Source organism: Opitutus sp. GAS368 (assembly GCF_900104925.1).
In the GTDB taxonomy this organism is placed as follows: Bacteria; Verrucomicrobiota; Verrucomicrobiia; order Opitutales; family Opitutaceae; genus Lacunisphaera.
Window position 1 is genome coordinate 1575138 of the sequence record NZ_LT629735.1, and the last position, 18970, is coordinate 1594107.

General features: G+C 65.5%; 23 protein-coding genes. 10 read left to right on the forward strand and 13 right to left on the reverse strand.

Going from position 1 to position 18970, the window contains the following annotated elements:
• Positions 1-68: 68 nt before the first annotated feature.
• Both BLU29_RS06660 and BLU29_RS06665 read right to left on the reverse strand, forming a co-directional pair.
• A complete protein-coding gene (locus BLU29_RS06660; RefSeq protein ID WP_091056117.1) occupies positions 69-551 on the reverse strand; it encodes an FKBP-type peptidyl-prolyl cis-trans isomerase in 483 nt (160 codons plus the stop codon).
• Positions 548-1603 (reverse strand): D-alanyl-D-alanine carboxypeptidase family protein, encoded by a 1056-nt coding sequence (locus BLU29_RS06665; RefSeq protein ID WP_091056118.1) that lies wholly within the window; start codon positions 1601-1603, stop codon positions 548-550. The genes BLU29_RS06660 and BLU29_RS06665 overlap by 4 nt, the downstream gene beginning before the upstream one ends.
• Positions 1604-1710: 107 nt before the next feature.
• Between BLU29_RS06665 and BLU29_RS06670 the strand changes: the two genes are divergently transcribed.
• Positions 1711-2679: a C-terminal binding protein gene (locus BLU29_RS06670; RefSeq protein WP_091056120.1), complete on the forward strand. Its 969-nt coding sequence runs from the start codon at positions 1711-1713 to the stop codon at positions 2677-2679.
• Here the strand turns inward: BLU29_RS06670 and BLU29_RS06675 are convergent.
• From BLU29_RS06675 to BLU29_RS06690, 4 genes are all read right to left on the reverse strand, one after another.
• Positions 2676-3287 carry a uracil-DNA glycosylase family protein gene (locus BLU29_RS06675; protein WP_091056122.1) on the reverse strand — a complete coding sequence of 204 codons (612 nt, stop codon included), beginning with the start codon at positions 3285-3287 and terminating at the stop codon, positions 2676-2678. The two genes, BLU29_RS06670 and BLU29_RS06675, sit on opposite strands and share 4 nt — an antisense overlap.
• Before the next feature lie 106 nt (positions 3288-3393).
• A complete protein-coding gene (locus BLU29_RS06680; RefSeq protein ID WP_091056124.1) occupies positions 3394-3792 on the reverse strand; it encodes an RNA-binding protein in 399 nt (132 codons plus the stop codon).
• Positions 3793-4022: 230 nt separating this feature from the next.
• Positions 4023-4484, reverse strand: a complete 462-nt coding sequence (locus tag BLU29_RS06685) for an acyl-CoA thioesterase (RefSeq protein WP_197677777.1) — start codon at positions 4482-4484, stop codon at positions 4023-4025.
• Positions 4485-4574: 90 nt separating this feature from the next.
• Positions 4575-5186, reverse strand: a complete 612-nt coding sequence (locus tag BLU29_RS06690) for a DUF3016 domain-containing protein (RefSeq protein ID WP_091056127.1) — start codon at positions 5184-5186, stop codon at positions 4575-4577.
• 162 nt (positions 5187-5348) lie between these two features.
• Here BLU29_RS06690 and BLU29_RS06695 point away from each other — a divergent pair, with 162 nt between their 5' ends.
• Together BLU29_RS06695 and BLU29_RS17935 are read left to right on the forward strand one after the other, a co-directional pair.
• A complete protein-coding gene (locus BLU29_RS06695) occupies positions 5349-6002 on the forward strand; it encodes a TetR/AcrR family transcriptional regulator (protein WP_091056128.1) in 654 nt (217 codons plus the stop codon).
• Between the two features lie 229 nt (positions 6003-6231).
• Positions 6232-6393: a hypothetical protein gene (locus tag BLU29_RS17935; RefSeq protein ID WP_157693689.1), complete on the forward strand. Its 162-nt coding sequence runs from the start codon at positions 6232-6234 to the stop codon at positions 6391-6393.
• An 89-nt stretch (positions 6394-6482) separates the two neighbouring features.
• On the opposite strand, the gene BLU29_RS06700 is transcribed toward BLU29_RS17935, so the two are convergent.
• Together BLU29_RS06700 and BLU29_RS06705 are read right to left on the reverse strand one after the other, a co-directional pair.
• Positions 6483-7010 (reverse strand): TlpA disulfide reductase family protein, encoded by a 528-nt coding sequence (locus tag BLU29_RS06700; protein WP_091056130.1) that lies wholly within the window; start codon positions 7008-7010, stop codon positions 6483-6485.
• A gap of 64 nt (positions 7011-7074) precedes the next feature.
• Positions 7075-7965, reverse strand: coding sequence for a LysR family transcriptional regulator (locus BLU29_RS06705; protein ID WP_091056131.1), 891 nt, complete (start codon positions 7963-7965; stop codon positions 7075-7077).
• A gap of 97 nt (positions 7966-8062) precedes the next feature.
• Here BLU29_RS06705 and BLU29_RS06710 point away from each other — a divergent pair, with 97 nt between their 5' ends.
• The 4 genes from BLU29_RS06710 to BLU29_RS06725 all read left to right on the forward strand — a co-directional run bounded on the left by BLU29_RS06710 (position 8063) and on the right by BLU29_RS06725 (position 11654).
• On the forward strand, positions 8063-8731 hold the full coding sequence (locus tag BLU29_RS06710) for a YggS family pyridoxal phosphate-dependent enzyme (protein WP_231962341.1): 669 nt from the start codon (positions 8063-8065) through the stop codon (positions 8729-8731).
• A gap of 83 nt (positions 8732-8814) precedes the next feature.
• The gene (locus BLU29_RS06715) at positions 8815-9684 is read left to right on the forward strand and encodes a transglutaminase-like domain-containing protein (protein ID WP_157693690.1); all 870 of its coding nucleotides are present in this window, start codon (positions 8815-8817) and stop codon (positions 9682-9684) included.
• 141 nt (positions 9685-9825) lie between these two features.
• Positions 9826-10743, forward strand: a complete 918-nt coding sequence (locus BLU29_RS06720; RefSeq protein WP_091056137.1) for a shikimate dehydrogenase — start codon at positions 9826-9828, stop codon at positions 10741-10743.
• Between the two features lie 2 nt (positions 10744-10745).
• Complete coding sequence (locus BLU29_RS06725) at positions 10746-11654, forward strand: A24 family peptidase (RefSeq protein ID WP_091056139.1); 909 nt, start codon at positions 10746-10748, stop codon at positions 11652-11654.
• Here the strand turns inward: BLU29_RS06725 and BLU29_RS06730 are convergent.
• A complete protein-coding gene (locus BLU29_RS06730; RefSeq protein ID WP_091056140.1) occupies positions 11624-11872 on the reverse strand; it encodes a hypothetical protein in 249 nt (82 codons plus the stop codon). The genes BLU29_RS06725 and BLU29_RS06730 overlap by 31 nt on opposite strands.
• On the reverse strand, positions 11865-12782 hold the full coding sequence (locus BLU29_RS06735; RefSeq protein WP_091056142.1) for a hypothetical protein: 918 nt from the start codon (positions 12780-12782) through the stop codon (positions 11865-11867). The genes BLU29_RS06730 and BLU29_RS06735 overlap by 8 nt, the downstream gene beginning before the upstream one ends.
• Before the next feature lie 267 nt (positions 12783-13049).
• Here BLU29_RS06735 and BLU29_RS06740 point away from each other — a divergent pair, with 267 nt between their 5' ends.
• Complete coding sequence (locus BLU29_RS06740) at positions 13050-14105, forward strand: 3-deoxy-7-phosphoheptulonate synthase (protein ID WP_091056143.1); 1056 nt, start codon at positions 13050-13052, stop codon at positions 14103-14105.
• Between the two features lie 87 nt (positions 14106-14192).
• On the forward strand, positions 14193-15176 hold the full coding sequence (locus BLU29_RS06745) for a malate dehydrogenase (RefSeq protein ID WP_091056145.1): 984 nt from the start codon (positions 14193-14195) through the stop codon (positions 15174-15176).
• A gap of 124 nt (positions 15177-15300) precedes the next feature.
• Here BLU29_RS06745 and BLU29_RS06750 read toward each other — a convergent pair whose 3' ends face one another.
• Together BLU29_RS06750 and BLU29_RS06755 are read right to left on the reverse strand one after the other, a co-directional pair.
• Positions 15301-16005 (reverse strand): hypothetical protein, encoded by a 705-nt coding sequence (locus tag BLU29_RS06750; RefSeq protein WP_091056146.1) that lies wholly within the window; start codon positions 16003-16005, stop codon positions 15301-15303.
• A gap of 98 nt (positions 16006-16103) precedes the next feature.
• Positions 16104-16373, reverse strand: a complete 270-nt coding sequence (locus BLU29_RS06755) for a hypothetical protein (RefSeq protein ID WP_091056148.1) — start codon at positions 16371-16373, stop codon at positions 16104-16106.
• A 66-nt stretch (positions 16374-16439) separates the two neighbouring features.
• Between BLU29_RS06755 and BLU29_RS06760 the strand changes: the two genes are divergently transcribed.
• Positions 16440-16841, forward strand: a complete 402-nt coding sequence (locus BLU29_RS06760) for a (deoxy)nucleoside triphosphate pyrophosphohydrolase (RefSeq protein WP_091056149.1) — start codon at positions 16440-16442, stop codon at positions 16839-16841.
• Between the two features lie 95 nt (positions 16842-16936).
• On the opposite strand, the gene BLU29_RS06765 is transcribed toward BLU29_RS06760, so the two are convergent.
• The gene (locus BLU29_RS06765) at positions 16937-18838 is read right to left on the reverse strand and encodes an acyl-CoA dehydrogenase family protein (protein WP_091056151.1); all 1902 of its coding nucleotides are present in this window, start codon (positions 18836-18838) and stop codon (positions 16937-16939) included.
• Between the last annotated feature and the right edge of the window lie 132 nt (positions 18839-18970).

An 18970-nucleotide genomic window follows, 5' to 3' on the forward strand; every position in this document is an offset into this window, starting at 1 on the left:
CGGTCTATGACCGCCGGCGAACATCGCATGTCCTGCGTCGGCGGTCATAGACCGCCGCTACAGCTCCGTCACTTCATGAAGCCGATCAGCTCCATCTCGAACACGAGCGTGGCGTCGCGTTTGATGGTGGGCAGCTTGCCGCGCGCACCGTAGCCCATCTCCGGCGGCACGATCAGCAGCCATTTCTCGCCCTTGTGCATTTTCTGCAGGGCCTCCTCCCAGCCCTCGATGAGGTTGCCGCGGCCGATCCGCATCTTGAGCGGGTGCTCCGCATCGGGCGACTCGTCAAAGACGGTCCCGTCCAGCAGCATGCCCTTGTAGAGCACGGTGACCTCCATGCCTTTTTCCGGCATTGGGCCCTTGGCATCGCCGGGCTTGAGGATGAGGTAACGCAGGCCGGTGTAGGTGCGCTTGGCATCGGGCCATTTCTTCTCGACGAACTCCAAGTCTTCCATCGGCAGCTTCTCGCGCTGTGCGTGAAGCGGGGCGGCGCTCAGGCCCAGGAGGGCGAGCAGGACATAGGCAAGGCGGCGAAGGACAGGGGTATTCACGGTTTTTTGGCGGGTGGAGGTGTGACGCGGAAATTAAACATGGGTTCCGCGGCGGTCGAGGCCTGTTCAGGCGGCTTGGCCGGCGCGGGGCTGGCGGGAACCGTCTTGTCGGTCTTGACGGTGGGTATCTCCGCCGGCTTGGCCGGGGCGGCGGCCGGGCCTTCGGTCTTCATTGCGGGCAGCGCCACCGGGGTCGCGGCAAAACCCCGCTCGAACAGCTCCATGACCTTGAGATCGCGGCCCTTGGAATCCGGGCTGCCCATCACCACAACGATGATGCGCCGGCCGTTGCGCTCGGCGGTGGCGGCGAGACAGTAACCGGCGCCGCCGGTAAAGCCGGTCTTGAGGCCGTCCAATCCCGCGAATTTCCCCAGCAGGTTGTTGTGGTTGCGCATCGCGACCAGCTGTGTGCGCTGGCCCGCGCCGAACTGGCGGGTCTTGATGGACGTGTATTTGAGCACATCGGTGTGCAGCACCAGATGGCGGGAGAGAATCGCGTAATCGCGGGGGGTGGTCAGGTCGGTCGTGCTGGGATCAACCCGTCCCTTGCTCAGTCCGTGCGGCGTCCGGAAGGTCGTGCGGGTCATGCCCAGGGCGCGGGCCTTCGCGTTCATCAGCTCCACGAACGCCTCCGGCGAACCGGCCGCCGCCCGGGCCAGGACCAGCGCCGCATCGTTCGCCGACTGGATCATCATGGCGTAGATCAGCTCCTCGACCGGGAAGGTTTCCTTCTCCTTCAGCCAGACCGCGGTGCTGTCGGACTTCATCGCAAACTTCGCATCCTCGCGGCCGACCGTGACGGGCGTGTCGAGCTTGAGGGAACCGTCGGCCAGTTTGTCTTGCAGCACGGCGAAGGTCATCAGCTTCGTCATGCTGGCCGGCGGATTCGCCGTGTCGGCGCTGTCCTCGAACAGCACCCGGCCGGACTCCGCCTCGGTCACGATGGCCCCGACGTAGGCCGGGCGGGTGGCGGCCGTCTTGGCCGCCGGCGCGTCCACGGCGCAGCCGAGGGCCAGCAGGGGAAAAAGGAAGAGGCGACGGGCGGTGATCATGGAAAATGGAAAGCGCCAAGGCAGCGGGCCGCCCCGGGCCGTGCAACCAAATTTCCGCGAGCCCCGGCTTGCGGGGGTGCCGGGCCGGCGATTAGCTGCTTTTTGCCATGGCCCAGCCCCTCGTTGTCATCCTCTGCCCCAAGGAATTCACCTTCAGCGACCCCGCCGCCGTGGAACGCGGGGTGCTCGACGGCACCGCCGAGGTGCGGACCATCGCGTTGGATTTCCACGAACCGCTGCCGGCGGCGGCGCTGGCGGCGGACGTGCTGCTGCTCTGGCACAACATTCCCATCGACGCGGCGGTCGTCGCCCAACTCAAGAACTGCCGGGCGCTCATCCGCAACGGCGTGGGCTACGACAGCGTGGACACGGCGGCCGCGGCCGCCCGCGGCATCCCGGTCTGCAATGTGCCCGATTACGGCACCGAGGAGGTGGCCGACCATGCCATCGCGCTGACCCTGGCGCTGTGCCGGCAGCTTTTTCCGCTGGACGCCGAGGCCAAGCGGCTGGGCTGGAAAATCAACGTGGCCGCGAAGATGCGCCGGCTGCGCACGCTGACCTTCGGGCTCATCGGCCTCGGCGCGATCGGGACCGCCACGGCGCTGCGGGCCAAGGCCCTGGGTTTTCGCGTCGTCTTCTTCGACCCTTACCTGCCCCGCGGCACGCGCAAGGCCCTGGGCATTGAGCGCGCGGAATCGCTCGACGAGTTGCTGCGGTCTTCCGACGTGGTGTCGGTCCACTGCCCGCTGACCAAGGAAACCCACGGCATGATCGGCGCCCGGGAGATCGCCCTGCTGAAGCCGGCGTCGTATCTCGTGAACACCGCGCGCGGCGACATCGTGCAAAAGGCGCCGCTCTTCGCCGCGCTGCGCGCGGGCCGCCTCGCCGGCGCCGGGCTTGATGTCGTCGAGCACGAGCCGCTGCAAACGGCGGAGGAAGCCGCGACGCCCAACCTGATCGTCACCTGCCACGCGGCGTTCTGCAGCCCCGAGGGTATGATCGAGATGCGCACCAGTTCCGCGAAAATCGCCCGTGCCGCCGTGCGCGGCGAGCCGGTGTGGAACAAGGTCAACTAGCCGGCCGCCCGGACTGCGGGATGGGCCGCCACGAGCGCGAGGGCCTGGCGCAGCAGCGTCTTGCCCGGCTCCATCCGGTGCCAGGGCGACGCCCCCGAGGGATGGGGCAGCGGGATGCAGTCCATGGCGTGGCCGCGGTAGGCGATCGCGAGTTTTTTCCCGATGAGATCATTCAACGGGGCCGGCGGCAGGAATTGGGTGATCGCCAGCTTGCCCACCGGCAACACGAGCTGCGGCTGCAGCAGCGCCACTTCGGCCGCGAGCCAGCGCGAGCAGTTCGCAATCTCGTCCTCGGCGGGCACGCGGTCGCCGCCGGTTTCCTTCTTGCCCGGGAAACAGCGGCAGACGGCGGCGAAATAAATGCGCTCGCGCACCTCGTCCTCGGTCCAGCCGGGCGCCTCATTGAACCACTTGAAGAGCGTCTTGCCGGCAGTCCACGCAAAGGGGCGGCCGAGTTTCGGCTCCTTGTCTCCCGGGGCCTGGCCGACCAGCAGGATCCGGCTCGCGACCGGCCGGCCGACGACGACGGGTTTCTGCATCTGCGGACAGAGCGCGCAGGCCGAGAGCCGGGCCAGGTGGGTTTTGACGGCTGCAACGGAGGGAGTCATGCGCGGCGATGCTGGGCGCACGGCTCTGGATGGAAATAGGAAAAGAAAAAGGCGGAGCCGCAAAGGGCTCCGCCTTGAAAGTTTGTTCGCGGGTGCGAACGGGGGATTAGTAGCGACCGCCGCCACCACCGCCGTAGCCGCCACCGCCGCCGCTGCGACCACCGCGACCGCCGCCGTAGCCACCACGACCGCCGCCGCCGCCACCGAAGCCGCCGCGACCGCCGCCGCCGCCGAAGCCGCCACCCGGGCGCTCTTCCTTCGGACGGGCCTCATTGACCTGCAGGGCGCGACCGCCGAGCTCGACACCATTGGTCTTCTCGATGGCCATCTTGGCCTCATCGGGGGTGCCCATGGTGACGAACGCGAAACCGCGGGGGCGGCCGGTCATCTTGTCCATGGCGACATAGGTGTCGGTGACGGAACCGAATTGCTCGAAGTGCGAACGGAGTTCGCCCTCGGTGGTGTTGAACGACAGGTTTCCAACGTATAGTTTGGAATTGCTCATATGATAAATCGTAGATCCTTCGCCATCTGCCAGTCCGTTCCCACTGTGGGTTTCGAAATCATCACTTAAGCGTATGCTCAGCCTACGACTCACCAGATCCTGTCATCAAAACGCTGTCTCTAACGAGGGTGGTAAAGAGCCTCAGCCGCGGCCACAATGCAAGGGTATTTTTTAAACGCCGCGGGCAACTCGCCGGCTGATAGCGGGTTGGCCGGGGCGGTCGCCGGGTCTCAAATCGCGTATTTGGCGCGGATATCCTCCGGCAGGCGCACAGCCCGGGCCGTTTCCATGGAAACCATGACGTAGTCGAACCAGCCGTCACAGCTGAGTTTTTTGTCCGCCGCGCGCTCGATCTGGAACTGCACCTTCACCCCGATGAGGGTGAACCGCTCGATCCAGGTGCGGACGATGACGCGGTCGCCGAGTCCGAGCGGGCGTTTGAAGTTCATCTGGGTCGCGGCCATGAACCACCCGTAACCGCGCCGCTGGAATTCAGCCATGGGCATCCGGTAGCAACGCTCCATCTGGTCGAACCGGGCCGCGAGCACGTAATCCATGTAGCGGCTGCTGTGGACGTGCTGATACATGTCGATGTCGTCGGGCCGCACCTGCAGTTCGGTCTCGAACTTCGAGTAGACTCCCTGCGCCTCGGGCAAAGGGGCGTCCTCCGGGGGTGGCACCGCGTCTTTCACCCGGCCAGAGTGCCGGCACCCGCCCGGCCCGGTCAAAAGAAAAGGCGCCGGCGATGCCGGCGCCCGTAAAATCATCGCCCGATCCAACGCTCAGGAGGCCCGCTTGAATTCCTGCCGCAGCCAGTCGCTGAGCATTTCCTTTTCATAGCGCAGGCGGTCCGCGGTGGGCCGCGCCACGGTCAGCAGATAATCCGGGTTCCGCAGCTGGCGCTTGCCTTCGCTCACGACCTTGCCGTCGGCCCCAAGCAGGCGGAACTCCAGGTCGACCCGCGGCGGATAAATATCCTTCACGATGCGGATATCATTGAAATTCGGGCCCCGCCACGGTTCGAAATCGCCCGCGAGATCGACATCGGTCACCTTGATCTCCAGCTGCTGGCCCGGCACCATATATTTGGCCGCCTGCGTCACGAGGTGCTCTTTCAACTCGCCGAGCACTGCGTCGCGACCGCGATCGGTGCCCATCGCATCATCCTTCACGTCGGTGAATTTTTCCGGCGCGATGAAAGTCACTTCAATCGGCGCGGCCGGTTTGTCCGCACTCGCGGCCGAGGCGGCACCGGCCGCGACCAAACCAAGAAAAGCAGTCAGGAATAATTTTGTCTTCATAGGGTGGGCGTTTGAAACGAACTTAGGGGGTTGGTTCCGGACGCAACTGCTGCCGGTTTGGGGTAGTGCGTCAGTTTGATGCAGGTCGGGCATTATGCTGACATTCCACGCGCTCGGTCGGGGATAAGCCCCGACCTACAACACCGAAGAAACCAAACTGACCCACTACCTGGTTTGGGCCGATGTCTAAGGGCCAGGTTGGGTTCAGGAAAGATTGACCTGAATTAATACGATCGTTTAATACTATCGTATATCATGAGTGATGCCCGGCCAAACGAAACGCTCGATCGTGTATTAATCGCAGCGGAGTCGTTATTTGCAGAGAATGGCTACGATGGGACAACCTTGCGGCAGATAACTCAGCTCGCGAAGGTTAATCTCGCCGCGGTCAATTATCACCATGGTGACAAAGAGAGCTTGTATCTGGAGATTATCCGGCGCCGCCTTCAACCCATCAATCAGTCCCGGCTCCGGAACCTCACCGAGGCCGAGCTGCAGGCAGGCGAGGCCCCGGTGCCGCTGGACACGCTCGTGGATATCATGGCTCGCCCCCTGTTCGAATTATATGCGGATACCGACCACGGCGGTCGGCACGCGGCGCGGCTCATTGGGCGCAGCCTGGTCGAGCCCCTGCCTTTCATGACGAAATTCCTCGCCGAGGAATTCCAGCCGGTGATGTCCCGCTTCGGGCAGGCGCTGCGCCGCCATGCCCCGACGCTGAGCCCGGAGGATTTTCTCTGGCGGCTCAGTTTCGTGGTCGGCGCCATGCTGCACGCCCTCGCAACCCTGCCCCGGATGAAAGATCTGACCCGTGGCATTTGCCGCGACAACGATCAGGCCGCGGCCCGGGCCCGGTTCGTGCAATTTGCCGTCCGGGTCTTTGGGCCGCCTGAGTCGATCAGCCAATAATCCGATAGCCTTTCTAATCCTGCGGCCGCCGCACATTGCTACAGGCTGTTTTTTGCACGCGCAGCTTGCGCTGGAGCGGAATCTGCCTCTCTTCTCCGCCATTCGGGGCGCTGACCACGCCGCGAAGACCGCGGATTCCCGCAACAAAGCCCCGCTGCGTTGCGTTAAGAGAAGCAACGGAACAATTTCAGCCGCCTGTGCTCTGACCCAGCGCCGGCCTCACCAAGCAATGATTTCTGCCATTATCGTCATCACGCTGCTCTCGCTGCTCGTGGCCACTGAGCCCGAGTCGGCGGGTTCGACCGTGCATCCCTCCCCGGAACCGCCTCTGCGGCCGGCTGGACAGAAATCGCGCGAGGAACCGGCCAAGCCCGACCGGCTGGCGGCCTGAGCGCAGAGCGGTATCCGCGCACACGGAATCCCTGGTGATTTCCGCCTACCGTGCCCGCTGGGCGTCGGCCTGGTCAGGCTGGTCCGCGCTCAATTCAGCGCCCACTTGACCAGCTTTTCGTATTCCTCGGGCGGCACCGCCCCGGTCTTCTGGTTCAGGATGCGGCCCTCGCGGCTGATGAGAAAGGTGGTGGGGATGGCGGAGAAGTTCCCGAACGCCTCCACCGTGGCATCCTCGCCCATGACGATCGGGTAGTTCATGCCGTTGGCCTGCACGAACTGCTTCACGCGGACCGGACCGGCGCGATCCATCGACACCCCCACGACAACCAGGCCGGCGGCGGCGTATTTCTTCTGCAGGGCGATGTAGCCGGGAATCTCCTCGACGCACGGCCCGCACCAGGTCGCCCAGAAATCCAGCACGACCACCTTGCCCTTGAACTGGTCGGAGCTGACCTCGTGGCCGTCCAGATCCTTGAGCTTCCAGGCCGGGGCCGGCAGCGCCGTCGTGGCGATCTGTGCGGGCGCCGGACCGCGGCGGTTTTTCTGGAGGAGCACCGCTCCGCCGACCAGTGCGGCGACAACGACGAGAACGGAGGCGAGGCGGAGAGAAGTCATGCGCGTGGTCGTGGGAGACACCAGCTCCGGTCTTGTTCCCGGAAAAAGCGGCTTCGGGGGCGCTTTATTCGCCGGTCGGCTCGACGTTGAGGATCTCGATGAACTTCTTCATCGCCGGGGTCAGCACCCGGCCCTTGCGGTGCAGGATGGCGAGCGGCCGGGTGAACTCCTTCCCCTTGAAGCTGATCGCGGTGAGCGTGCCCTGCTTCACTTCCTGCACGACGGTCGCATGCGGGACAATGGCGACACCGTGGTCGATCTCGACGGCGCGCTTCACCGTCTCGATGTTGTCGAATTCCATTACCGGCGTGATCTCGAGCTTGTAGTCGCGGAAAATCTGGTCGACGGCCTTGCGGGTCGGGATGTCGGGATCGAAGCCGATGAACTTGTGGCCGGCCAGCGCCTTGATGTCCACGTCGCCGACCTGCGCCAGCGGATGCTGGGGGTGGGTGATCAGCACCAGGGTGTCATTGCGGAAGGGAATGTTCTCGATCTGCCGGATGCGCTGCGGGAAGGCGACGAGGCCGAAATCGACCGAGTTATGCAGGATATCCTCGTAGACCAGGTTGGAGCGGCGGTATTCGACCCGCACGTTGACCGAGGGGTAGTCGTGCAGGAATTTTTTGATGTAGGGCGGCAGCTCGTGCAGGCCGATGGAATAGATGGTCGAGATCCGGATGGTGCCGCTGATGACCTTTTTCATCTCCTGCAGCTCGCTCTCCAGCTTCTCATAGACGTGCAGGATTTCCTTGGCCGCCTCGTAAATCCGCTGCCCCTCGCGGGTCAGGTTGAACTGCTTCTGGCTCCGGTCGATCATCAGCGTCTTGAAATTCCGTTCCATGGACCGGGCCTGCTGGCTGACCGCCGACTGCGTGATGCCGTTCAACTTCGCGGCCTTGGAGAAACTCTTGGTTTCGACCAGATCGGCGAAGATTTTGAAGTTTTCGATTTGCATGCGGCCTTTAGGATTGGGTTCAGCATAAACAATGCTTATCTGCAATCCACCCTAAAAGCTGCTGTCCTAGATGTTTATCGATTACGAAACTTTCCGAATGCGCGCCGATGCCCTGCTCCATCGAATAGGGGAGCAATGCCGGGCGGCGGGTCGCAACCCCCGGGAAGTGACTCTTTTACCCGTGACCAAGACCCATCCCGCCGCCGCCGCGGATTACGCCGCGCGCTACGGTCTGGCCGCGGTCGGGGAAAATCGCGTGCAGGAAGCCGCGGAAAAGCGCACCCAAACCGCCGCCGCCGTGCGCTGGGAGCTCATCGGCCACTTGCAGTCCAACAAGGCGAAGCTGGCCGTCGAACATTTCGGCCGCATCCAGAGCGTCGACAGCGAAAAGCTCCTGAACGTCCTCGATCGCGCCGCCGGCGAACTCGGCCGCAAGCTGCCCGTCCTGCTGCAGATCAACGCCGGCAACGATCCGGCCAAGTTCGGGGCCGAGCCCGCGGACGCCCCCCGCCTGCTCGAACTCGCCCTGACCAAGGCGCACCTGCAGGTCGAAGGCCTGATGACCATCGCGCCGCTCTCCGATGATCCCGCCGTGGCGCGCCGCACCTTCGCCCATCTCCGGACGATCCGCGACCAGCTGGCCGCCCGCTCCGGCGTCCCGCTGCGGGAACTGTCCATGGGCATGAGCGGCGACCTTGATGCCGCCCTCGCCGAGGGCAGCACGCTGGTGCGGATCGGTTCCGCCCTTTACGGGCCGCGCGATTAGTTCCCGCGACACCAGCAAAATCTTACGGCCCGTGAAAACTTTCCTCGTTGCGCTGCGGCCGGAAGCAACTTGGCTGCTCTTCCGTGGAAGCGAAAAAATTCACGGCCGCGCAGCGAAAAGCCCTGGAGGCGCTGCTGGATGATCCCTCCCCCGCGGTGCGCGCCGCCCTCCTCGCGCAGTTCGCCCGGCACGGCCGCGAAAGCGTCGATCTGCTCCGTTCCTTCACCAGCCAGTCCAACCGCGTGCTGGCCCTGCATGCCGCCTCCTATCTGCGCGAGCTGAATTTCTCCGACCCGGTCACGGAGTTCCGCGGTTTCATCCGCTCACTCAACTACGAACTGGAGACGGGGGCGCTGCTGCTCAGTCGCACCGTCAATCCCGACGTCGACATCGGCGCCTGCTGCACGCAGCTGGACGCGATGGCCGCCCGCTGCCGGCAGCTGATCGCCGAACCCGCCACCGCCCGCGAGAAATGCCGCGTGCTGAACCGCGTCCTGTTCCACGAATACGGCCTGCGCGGCAACACCGACCATTACACCGACCCGCTCAACAGCTACCTCGACCAGGTCCTGGTCCGCCGCAAGGGCATCCCGATCTCACTTTCCATCGTCTACCTGCTGGTGGCGGAGCGCGCGGGGCTGAACCTCTCGGCGGTCGGCCTGCCCGGTCACTTCATGGTCGGTTGCTACGAGGAACACGTGCCGTTCTTCATCGACCCGTTCAACGCCGGGGTCTTCCTGAACGCCGGCGAGGTCTTCGCGTTGCTTCGCTCGGGCAGCGTCCACGCTTCCGTCTCCGACCTGGCCCCGACCCCGGTGCGCGAGGTGCTGTGCCGCTGCTGCCGCAATCTCGTCAACCACTACACCGCCGCGAGCGAACCGGAGCGCGCGCGGCTGTTCGCCGAGTTTGTCGCCGAGTTCGAGTCGACCCACGAGCGGCACGCGCAGCCGTAAAGGCGGCCGGTTTAAAAAGCCCGGGCGCTTCGCGCCTGCCGGGTGAGATCAGTTCGCTCTGTCGGGGTTCGTGCCCGTCGTCCTCCGGTTTAAAATCGGGCTCGTTCTCCGCGGGGAAACGGGCTTTGCTCCGGCCGCTTGATGAGCGCCGTTGCCGAATCCATCCATACCCTGGCCGACCTGGAAGCCTGGTCCTTTCCCGGCACGGCTCTGGCCGTCATCGGCCGGCCGGTCGCGCACTCGCTCAGTCCGGCGATCCACAATGCCGCCCTGGCCGAGCTCGCGCAGGCGCAGCCCAAGTATGCGGACTGGCATTACTTCAAGTTCGACATCGCCCCGGCGGAACTTCCGCGCGCCCTCTCCCTTTTCCATAAGAACCGGTTCCATGGCCTCAACCTGACCGTGCCGCACAAGTCGCTCGCGGTGGAGCACCTGGTCACCAGTGACGCCTTTGTCCGGGCCGCGGGGGCGGCCAACACGCTCACCTACTCCGAATCCGGCTGGCGCGGGGCCAACACCGACGGCTACGGCCTCACCACCGCCCTGCGGGAGGACCTGCGCGCCGAGCTGGCCGGCGCCCACATCATCCTGCTCGGGGCCGGCGGGGCGGCGCGGGGCGCCGCGGTTGAGTGCCTGCGGGCCCGTTGTGCGTCGCTCTGGATTGGCAACCGCACCGCGGCGACCCTGGACGCGCTGCTGCTCAACCTCCAGATGTTCGCGGGCGAATCGGTCGTGCGCGGCTTCACCCTGGCCAATCCGCCGCCCGGCCTGCCCGCGGGCGCCACGGTGATCAACGCCACCTCGCTCGGACTCGCCCCCACCGATGCTCCGCCCCTCGACTTGAAAAAAATCCCCGCTCCCGCCCGGGTCTACGACATGATTTACCGCCCGCCTCAAACCACCCTGCTGCGTCAGGCCGCCGAACTGGGCCTCCCCCACGCCAACGGCCTTTCGATGCTGATCCACCAAGGCGCCCGCTCCCTCGAGATCTGGACCGGCGGGACCGTGCCCGTGCCGGTCATGCAGGCCGCAGCCCGGGCCGCGCTCAACCCGGCCTGAACATGGAAGTCTACCAAGAAGCCGCCAAGCTCTTCCCCTGGCTCTACCCGTTGTTCATCGCCGTCGTCGGCGCCTGCGTGGGCAGTTTTCTCAATGTCTGCATTTATCGCATCCCGCAGAACGAGTCCGTGATCTCCCCGCCGTCGCACTGCGGCTGCGGCAAACCCATCGCCTGGCATGACAACATCCCGGTGCTGAGCTGGCTCCTGCTGCGCGGCCGGGCGCGATGCTGCGGCCGGCCCTTCAGTTTCCGCTACCCCGCGATCGAGTTGCTGACCGCCCTGCTCTTCCTCGCGTGCTGGCTGCTGTTCCCGGCTGGCAAGGCGGTCGCCGGCGCCGTGCTGTGCGCCATCGTGATCTGTGCCCTGTTCATCGATCTCGACCACATGATCATCCCGGATGTCTTTACGGTCTGGGGCGCCGCGACGGGCGTGTTGCTCTCGCTGCTGCTGCCCTCGCTGCACGGCCAGAGCCACGACTTCTTCGCCGTCGCCAGCCTGCGGTCCGGCCGGGACGCCCTGCTTGGCCTGTGCGTGGGTTCGGCGGTGGTGCTGTGGATCGCACTCTGGGCCGAAGCGATTTTGAAAAAAGAAGCGATGGGCTTCGGTGACGTGAAATTCCTGGGCGCGCTCGGCACGTTCGTGGGCTGGAAGGGCGCGCTGTTCGGCATGTTCGGCGGCGCGATGCTCGGCTGCGCCTGGTTTGTCGCCGCGATGCTCTGGCAAAAGGCCACCGGCCGCGCTTCTCCGGTCGCGCCGCCCGCGGAAACCCCCGAGGGGCAGCCGGCGGAACTGGGCTTTGGCGTGCACGTGCCTTTCGGCCCCATGCTGGGCGTGGCCGCCCTGATCTATTTCTTCGGCGCCCACCGCTGGGTGGACGCCTATTTCGCGGAACTGTCGGGCTTGTTCTGAGTTTCCGGGACGGGCGGTTGGAATTCCGGCGGCACCTCCCCGCTGCGGCCCTGCACCACCAATCGCAGCAGATAAGCCATCGCCGCCTCCCGTGTCTGTCCGCGCTCGGCGACGATTTGATCGGCGCGCTTGATCAACTGCCGCGCCATGGCGTCGGCTTGCTCAACGGTGGCGCCGAGCCCGCGGCAGAGCTTGGTCAGCTGGGCGAGCTCATCCATGGCGATCGGCCGTAACGACGGTGGGGCCGCCCGGAACGAAGCTGAGCCCGGCGTCTGGATTGAAATTGATCAGCGAGAGCATGGCCAACGCGACAAACTCCTCGCCGCGACTGGCGACCGAGCGGAGCTCGCCCGCTTTCTTCTCTCTTTGGAAAAGTGCCGCCAGCGAGGCCGGCGCCGCCCCGCGTCCGCGCACGACGTGCAGCCGGCGCCGCACCTGTCCCAGGTTTTTCAACCGGGCCATGACTTCCTGCCCGAGGTAGCAACCCTTCGTGTAGGACAGCGCCGAGTCCTCCAGGCCGCCCTCGTTCGGCAGATCGCCCGGCCCCAAGTCCGTCGGCACAGAGGGAATCCCCGCCGAGATCCGGGCAAATTCGATTTCAGCGGCGGCCGCTTCAATCGCGCCCTGCGCCACGAACTGCCGGCGAATTTCCGTGATGACCCTTTCCGGTCCGAGCAGCTCGAAACTCTCCCGCGGCAACCGCTGCCCGCCATAGACCAGGATCTCACCCTGGCGCCCAAAGCGACCCGGCGCGGGCACTTCACCCAGCAGATGTCGGACGATTGTCGCGCTCCCTGGTCCGCTGAGTAACAGCCCTTGCGCGGTGGCTGTTTCGTCGGTCAGCACCACATCGTCCGCGACGATATAGTCCTCAAGCCGCTGCCGAATGACCGCCACCGGTGAATGCGCGCTGGTCATGAGGAATTCCTTTTCGCCCATTCTCAGCACGTGGCTGTCGGCCAGAATTTTTCCCTTCTGGTTAAGCCAGAGCCCGTAGGTCGCGCGGCCCGGCGGTTGTCGCAAGTCATTGGTGAATTGCCCCTGGAGAAAACCAAAGGCGTCCTCCCCCGTGACTCTTAGCCGGGTTTCGGGGTGATATCCGAAGAGGGTTGCCGTAGAGGAAATCATATTTTTGTATTACTTAAGTATCTGGTTTTGAGTATATTGACACAGAATTTAAGAAACTTATGATCTTCTGGTTGACGAACGCATGGAACGAGGTAGAAGTATGTCAGTCAACTAACACTTCTCCCCGCCTAGCGGGGAGTTTTGGGGTAACTAAGAAAGCAATGGCCGGTCGCTTAGGGGTAGGCGACCGGCCTTTTCTTTGCCTAAGTTCGTAGCACACAGCAAGGACTTGATCCTCGCCGCCCGGCCGCCCCAAGCTGGCCCTTCATGCAGAAGACTTCCGACATCAATGTCGTCGAGACCCGCGCCCTGCCCTCGCCCGCCGCGCTGCTCGCGGAATTGCCCAAGACCGAGGCCCAGGCCGAATTCGTCACCCGCACCCGCCGCGACATCCACCGGGTGATCTTCACCGACGACCGGCGCTTCCTGCTGGTCATCGGCCCGTGCTCCATCCACGACCTGGCCGCGGGCCGCGATTACGCGCGCCGGCTCGCCGCGCTGGCCCGCGAGGTGAACAACCGCGTGTTGATCGTCATGCGCGTCTATTTCGAGAAACCGCGCACAACGGTCGGCTGGAAAGGGCTCGTGATGGACCCGCATCTCGACGGCTCGCATGACATCGCCACCGGCCTGCGGCTCGCCCGCACCTTTCTGCGCGACGTGCTCGACCTCGGCCTGCCCACGGCGACCGAGCTGCTCGACCCCATCACGCCGCAATACATCGCCGACCTGATCTGCTGGTCCGCCATCGGCGCCCGCACGGCGGAATCGCAGACGCACCGGCAGATGGCCTCCGGCCTTTCCATGCCGCTCGGCTTCAAGAACGGCACCGACGGCTCCATCGCCACCGCGATCAACGCCATCAAGGCCGCAGCCCAGCCCCACACCTTCCTCGGGATCAACCTCGACGGCTCGGCCTCCGCCATCGTCACCCGCGGCAATCCCGACTGCCACGTCGTCCTCCGCGGTGGCGGCACCGGCCCCAACTACTCGCCCGCGCACATCGCCCAGACCGAGCAGCTGCTCGCGAAGGCCGGCCTGATGAAGTCCATCCTCGTCGACTGCTCGCACGACAACTCCGCCAAACAGCCCGAGCGCCAGCCCGAGGTCATGCGCGAACTGCTCGGCCAGATCGCCGCGGGCAGCAGCTCGATCATGGGCGCCATGATCGAGAGCAATCTCGGCGCCGGCAACCAGGCCTTCCCCCAACCCAAGGACCGGCTGCGTTATGGCGTCTCGATCACCGATGCCTGCATCGACTGGCCGACGACGGAGGCCTTGGTGCGCGAAATCCACACCGCCCTCGCCCCCCGCTTCAAGTGATAGCGGCCAGAACCGCGCCTGATTTCCCGGCCTGAAGAAAAATTCACGTGGATTCGCGCCGCCGGCCGGCTTAACCTGCCCGCTTCTATGAAAACCCCCATCCGTGTTGCAGTCACCGGTGCCGCCGGCCAGATCGGTTACTCGCTCCTTTTCCGCATCGCGTCCGGCGCCATGTTCGGCCCCGATCAACCCGTCATCCTGCAGCTGATCGAGGCTCCGATCGAGAAGGCCCTTAAGGCACTCGAGGGCGTCGCCATGGAACTCGACGACTGCGCCTTCCCGCTGCTCAAGGGCATCGTCCAGACCTCCGATGCTGCCGTCGGCTTCAAGGACGCCAACTGGTGCCTGCTCATCGGCGCCAAACCACGCGGGCCCGGCATGGAACGCGCCGACCTGCTCAAGGACAACGGCAGGATCTTCATCGAGCAGGGCAAGATCATCGACGCCGTCGCCGCGGCCGATGCGCGCGTCGCCGTCGTCGGCAATCCGGCCAACACGAACTGCATGATCGCCGCCTCACAGGCCAAGCGCCTCCCGGCCGAGCGTTTCACCGCGATGGTGCGCCTCGACCAGAACCGCGCGCAGACCCAGCTGGCCAGGAAGGCCGGCGTCGACCTCACCGCGGTGAAGGACATCTTCATCTACGGCAACCACAGCCCGACCATGTTCCCGGCGTTCGCCCACGCGACCATCAACGGCCAGCCGGCCACTTCCGTCATCACGGACCGCGCCTGGCTGCAGGGGCCCTTCTGCGAGACCGTCGGCAAGCGCGGCGCCGCCATCATCGCGGCCCGCGGCCTCTCGTCCGCCGCCTCCGCCGCCAACGCCCTCGTCGACCACGTCCGCTCGCTGGTCACGCCCGGTGCGATCCACTCGATCGCCGTGAAGAGCGAGGGCCGCTACGGCTTCGACGCCAACGTCTGGGCCGGCATGCCCGTGCGCACCACGACGCCCGGTAGCTACGAGGTCATCACCAGCTACGCCATGGACGACTTCGCGAAGTCCAAGATCGCCGCGACCAACAAGGAGCTCGCCGAGGAGCGCGCCTTTGTGGCCGACCTGATAAAATAATCGTTCTCGTTCTCCTAATAATCCTGCTCGTTCTCTCGGCGGCCCCTGCGGGCCGCCTTTCTTTTGTAGGGGCGCCGCTCGTCGGCGCCCGCGGGCGGCGTCAAGCACCACCCCTGCATCAAATTCACAGCAACTCCGCCAGCACGCGGCTCTTGCTCAGGGCAAACGCCGACCGCACGGCCGCGAACGCTTCCACCAGTTCCGCCGGCGAACCCGGTCTCGGAAAACGCATCTCCAGGGTTGCCCCGTCGCAGATCACTTCCGCGGCCACCCCATCCACCTGCAGCACGCATTGCCGGCAGTCCGACGGGTAGCTGACCGCGAGGCCGTCCGCGCCGCCGCGCGCTTCGACCGCATCAATCACCGCCTCGACCTTCACGCCCTTCGCCAGGGCGAAGACCATCCCCGTGAACATCGTGACGAACAGCTCGTTGAACGCCGGGCGCGCCACGAGTTCGCCGTCACTCAGGCTGTGCAGGGTGCGGACCACCCCGTAGCCTGCCGGATCGGCCGGCTCGAGCGCGTAGGCCAGTTCGAAAGTGAAGTCCCGGGCGGTCAGCACCGCCGCCGGGCTGGTTACTTCGAGGGCGAGGTCGGTGCGCTTGTAGGCAAACGCCGCCTTGCTCCGCTGGAAAAAGCGCTCGGCCTCCGCCGCCAGCTCGGCCACGCACAGCTTGCCGAGAAACGCCGTGGTCGCCGCGTTGACCGCATCCGGCACCGTGTGGTGCTGCTTGCGGAACCCGGAGAGGTTTTTCACCAGGCCGGAACTGCGGCCCACGAGACTGATGCGGGAAACAAAAGAATGGGAGGCGCCGGCCGGCTGGGACATCCGCCGAGTGAGGCAGCGGGGCTCCGCCATGGCAAGTGGCCGGACGCAAAAAAGCGACGCCCGGACGGACGCCGCTTGGGGTTGGCTTGAAAACAATCTCAGGCGGTGACCACCGGCGGGGTGCGCTCGCTCTTGCGGAAGAGGCTGATCAAACCCAGCACGACCAGGACGGGGATCCAGATGGGCGAGAGCGCGACGGCCAGGGCGAGCACGACCGCGAACAGCGCCGCGATGAGGGAGATGCCGACCGCCCCGAGCACAACGGCCAGGATCAGGCCGACGATGGCCCCGAGAAAGATCACAGGGCTGAACTTGATGGCGATGATCAGGAGGACCGCCAGGAGGAGGACTTTGAGGAAAGTTTTCATACCCCAAAAACACGACACGCGGAGAAAAGTTGCACCAACCCGCAACTCCTTGTTCAAGCATCACACGTGTCCGCCTCCCGCCCCATTCCCGTCGTCTGCGCCGTGATCGAGCGCGAGGGGCGCCTGCTCCTGGCGCAGCGCCCGGTGGACAAGCACCTGCCGCTCAAGTGGGAATTCGCCGGCGGCAAGGTCGAGCCGGGCGAGGATCCGGCCACCGCCATCGTGCGCGAGATCCGCGAGGAGCTCGGTTGCGAAATTGTCATCACCCGCGCCCTGCCGCGCTTCCCTTATGACTACACCCGCGTGGTCATCGAGATGATCCCGTTTGTCTGCGTGCTCGCGCCGGGCTCGCCCGCCCCCCACCCGCACGAGCATGTCGCCCTGGCCTGGGTCACGCCGGACCAGCTGAAGGACTATGACCTCGCGCCCGCCGACTTGCCGGTGGTCGCGAGTTACCGACAGATTTGATCTCTGGCGGCATTTTGTCGGAGCCTGCTTGCAGGCGATTCGTTGTTCCCGCCGACCGCCACACTCTGGATCGCCTGCAAGCAGGCTCCTACGGTTTAGACGATGCCCTTCTCCACCCACTGGTGGTCACCGTTGATCACCTGCTGGGCCAAATCGTAGCCGTGCTGGTCGGCGTTCCGGCCGATGCCCAGGAAGTTCTGGTCGATGCGCAGCTTCGCCTGGGCTTGGAAGTCATCGACCAGCATGAGCACCTTGTCGGCCGCCTGGCCGTCCGTGATTTGCTTCTGGGCAAAGATGCAGGTCGCCGCGATGGCGAAGAGATCCGTGCCGATGTCGGCGATGCGGCCGAGCAGCACCTGGCGCTTCTCCAGCTTCGGGCCGAACTTCACCATCTGGTGGAAGAGCGTGCGCGCCAGCTTGCGGCTGAGGCCGGCCACCTCGTCCAGGTGCCCGGCCAGCCGCGGGTGCATGCCGGCCGGCGCGCCGCCGCCGAAGGGCAGCCATTGCTTCGGATACCACCAGACATAGAAGCCGGCCGCGGCGAACGCGCTCTTGATCCGCTCGCCCCACGGGCGCTCGGAATTGAGGGCGACGCCGGCGATCTTGAGGTGCGGATCGAGCGCCTCGCGCATGATGAAAAGCCGCATGATCTCGGAGGAGCCCTCGAAGATCATCGAGACGCGGTTGTCGCGCATCATGCGCTCGACGGGATAAGGCTTCTCGCCGCGGGCCTTCAGCGACTCCACGTTTTCGTAGCCCCGCCCGCCCCGCAGCTGCATCAGCTCGTCGAGGCACATCCAGGCCTTCTCCGTGCCCCACATCTTGCACATCGAGGCCTCCAGGCGGATGTCGGCCTTCTTGTCGCGGTCCACCAGGCGCGAGGTGGTGATGAGCATGGCCTCCATCGCAAACGCATGCGCGGCGATCCGGCGGATTTTCTCCGCCACGGCGGCGTGCTGGCCGATGGGCACGCCCCACTGGATGCGCTCCCGGCCCCACTCCCGGGCGATCTGCACCGCGCGCTTGGCGACGCCGATCGACGAGGCGGGAATGGAAAGGCGTCCGGAATTGAGCGTGCTCAGCGCGACCTTGAGGCCGCGGCCCTCGCCGCCGACGACGTTGGCCTTGGGCACGCGAACGTTGGTGAAGCGGATCACGCCGTTGTAGAGCGCGTGCAAGCCCATGAACTGGCTGCGGTGCACCACCTCGATGCCGGGGGTCCTGGCCTCGACCACAAAGGTGGTGATCTGCGTCCGCGGCTTGCTGTCGACCAGCTTCGACGGCGTCTTGCAGGCGACGATGAGCAGCCCGGCGCGGGTGCCGTTCGAGCACCAGAGCTTCTCGCCGTTGATGATGAAGTCGTCCCCCTCGGGCTTTGCCTCGGTCGTCAGGCGCGCGGGATCGGAACCGACCCCCTTCTCCGTGAGCGCGAAGGCTGACAGCTCGCCGGCGGCGGAGCGCGGCAGCCATTTCTTCTTCTGTTCCTCGGTGCCGAAAAGCAGGATGGGCTGGGCCACGCCGATGGACTGGTGCACCGAAAGATGGGCGAAGGTGTTCCCGCAGTGGCTGGCCATGAGCAGGCAGGCCCGGCAGTAGGTCGTCTGGGAGAAACCCAGTCCGCCGTATTGCTGCGGGACCTTGATGCCGTAGGCGCCGAGCCGGCGGAACCCGGCCTGCACTTCCTCGGGAATCTCCCCGGTGCGGTCGATCAGGTCGGCGTCGACCTTCTCGCGCAGGAACGCCGCGAGTTCGGCCAGGAATTTGTCCGCCCGGGGCTTCTCGTCCGCGTCGATGTCGGTCAGCGGGTGGAGCTTCTCCGGCTTCCAGCGCCCCATGAAAAGATTGGCGACAAAACTGATGTCGTCGTGCGACTCGCGGGCCGCCTCGGTGACCTGGAGGGCGGCGCGCTGGCCCTCGTTCATCTTCGACATGTCGATGACGGACTTGCCGTCATCGGCCGGTTTTTTCTGGGACGGGGGTTCGGCGACGGAGGACATGGCGGGGTGGCGGCGAAACGGGCCGCGCAGTTGGGTTGCCGGCAGTAAACTCTCGCCGGCCGCCACCGTCAACGGGTGCGAGGCCCTCCCGGTCGTTTTAACTCTTTGGGATTAAACGCCCCCGCGCGGCGG

Coding starts and splice junctions, on each gene's coding strand:
- BLU29_RS06745 (WP_091056145.1), top strand. CDS start 14,193: ATGAAAACCCCCATCCGTGTTGCAGTCACCGGTGCCGCCGGCCAGATC.
- BLU29_RS06680 (WP_091056124.1), bottom strand. CDS start 3,792: ATGAGCAATTCCAAACTATACGTTGGAAACCTGTCGTTCAACACCACC.
- BLU29_RS06730 (WP_091056140.1), bottom strand. CDS start 11,872: ATGGATGAGCTCGCCCAGCTGACCAAGCTCTGCCGCGGGCTCGGCGCC.
- BLU29_RS06665 (WP_091056118.1), bottom strand. CDS start 1,603: ATGATCACCGCCCGTCGCCTCTTCCTTTTTCCCCTGCTGGCCCTCGGC.
- BLU29_RS17935 (WP_157693689.1), top strand. CDS start 6,232: ATGATTTCTGCCATTATCGTCATCACGCTGCTCTCGCTGCTCGTGGCC.
- BLU29_RS06695 (WP_091056128.1), top strand. CDS start 5,349: ATGAGTGATGCCCGGCCAAACGAAACGCTCGATCGTGTATTAATCGCA.
- BLU29_RS06765 (WP_091056151.1), bottom strand. CDS start 18,838: ATGTCCTCCGTCGCCGAACCCCCGTCCCAGAAAAAACCGGCCGATGAC.
- BLU29_RS06740 (WP_091056143.1), top strand. CDS start 13,050: ATGCAGAAGACTTCCGACATCAATGTCGTCGAGACCCGCGCCCTGCCC.
- BLU29_RS06690 (WP_091056127.1), bottom strand. CDS start 5,186: ATGCCCGACCTGCATCAAACTGACGCACTACCCCAAACCGGCAGCAGT.
- BLU29_RS06700 (WP_091056130.1), bottom strand. CDS start 7,010: ATGACTTCTCTCCGCCTCGCCTCCGTTCTCGTCGTTGTCGCCGCACTG.
- BLU29_RS06710 (WP_231962341.1), top strand. CDS start 8,063: ATGCGCGCCGATGCCCTGCTCCATCGAATAGGGGAGCAATGCCGGGCG.
- BLU29_RS06735 (WP_091056142.1), bottom strand. CDS start 12,782: ATGATTTCCTCTACGGCAACCCTCTTCGGATATCACCCCGAAACCCGG.
- BLU29_RS06705 (WP_091056131.1), bottom strand. CDS start 7,965: ATGCAAATCGAAAACTTCAAAATCTTCGCCGATCTGGTCGAAACCAAG.
- BLU29_RS06755 (WP_091056148.1), bottom strand. CDS start 16,373: ATGAAAACTTTCCTCAAAGTCCTCCTCCTGGCGGTCCTCCTGATCATC.
- BLU29_RS06675 (WP_091056122.1), bottom strand. CDS start 3,287: ATGACTCCCTCCGTTGCAGCCGTCAAAACCCACCTGGCCCGGCTCTCG.
- BLU29_RS06750 (WP_091056146.1), bottom strand. CDS start 16,005: ATGTCCCAGCCGGCCGGCGCCTCCCATTCTTTTGTTTCCCGCATCAGT.
- BLU29_RS06725 (WP_091056139.1), top strand. CDS start 10,746: ATGGAAGTCTACCAAGAAGCCGCCAAGCTCTTCCCCTGGCTCTACCCG.
- BLU29_RS06720 (WP_091056137.1), top strand. CDS start 9,826: ATGAGCGCCGTTGCCGAATCCATCCATACCCTGGCCGACCTGGAAGCC.
- BLU29_RS06670 (WP_091056120.1), top strand. CDS start 1,711: ATGGCCCAGCCCCTCGTTGTCATCCTCTGCCCCAAGGAATTCACCTTC.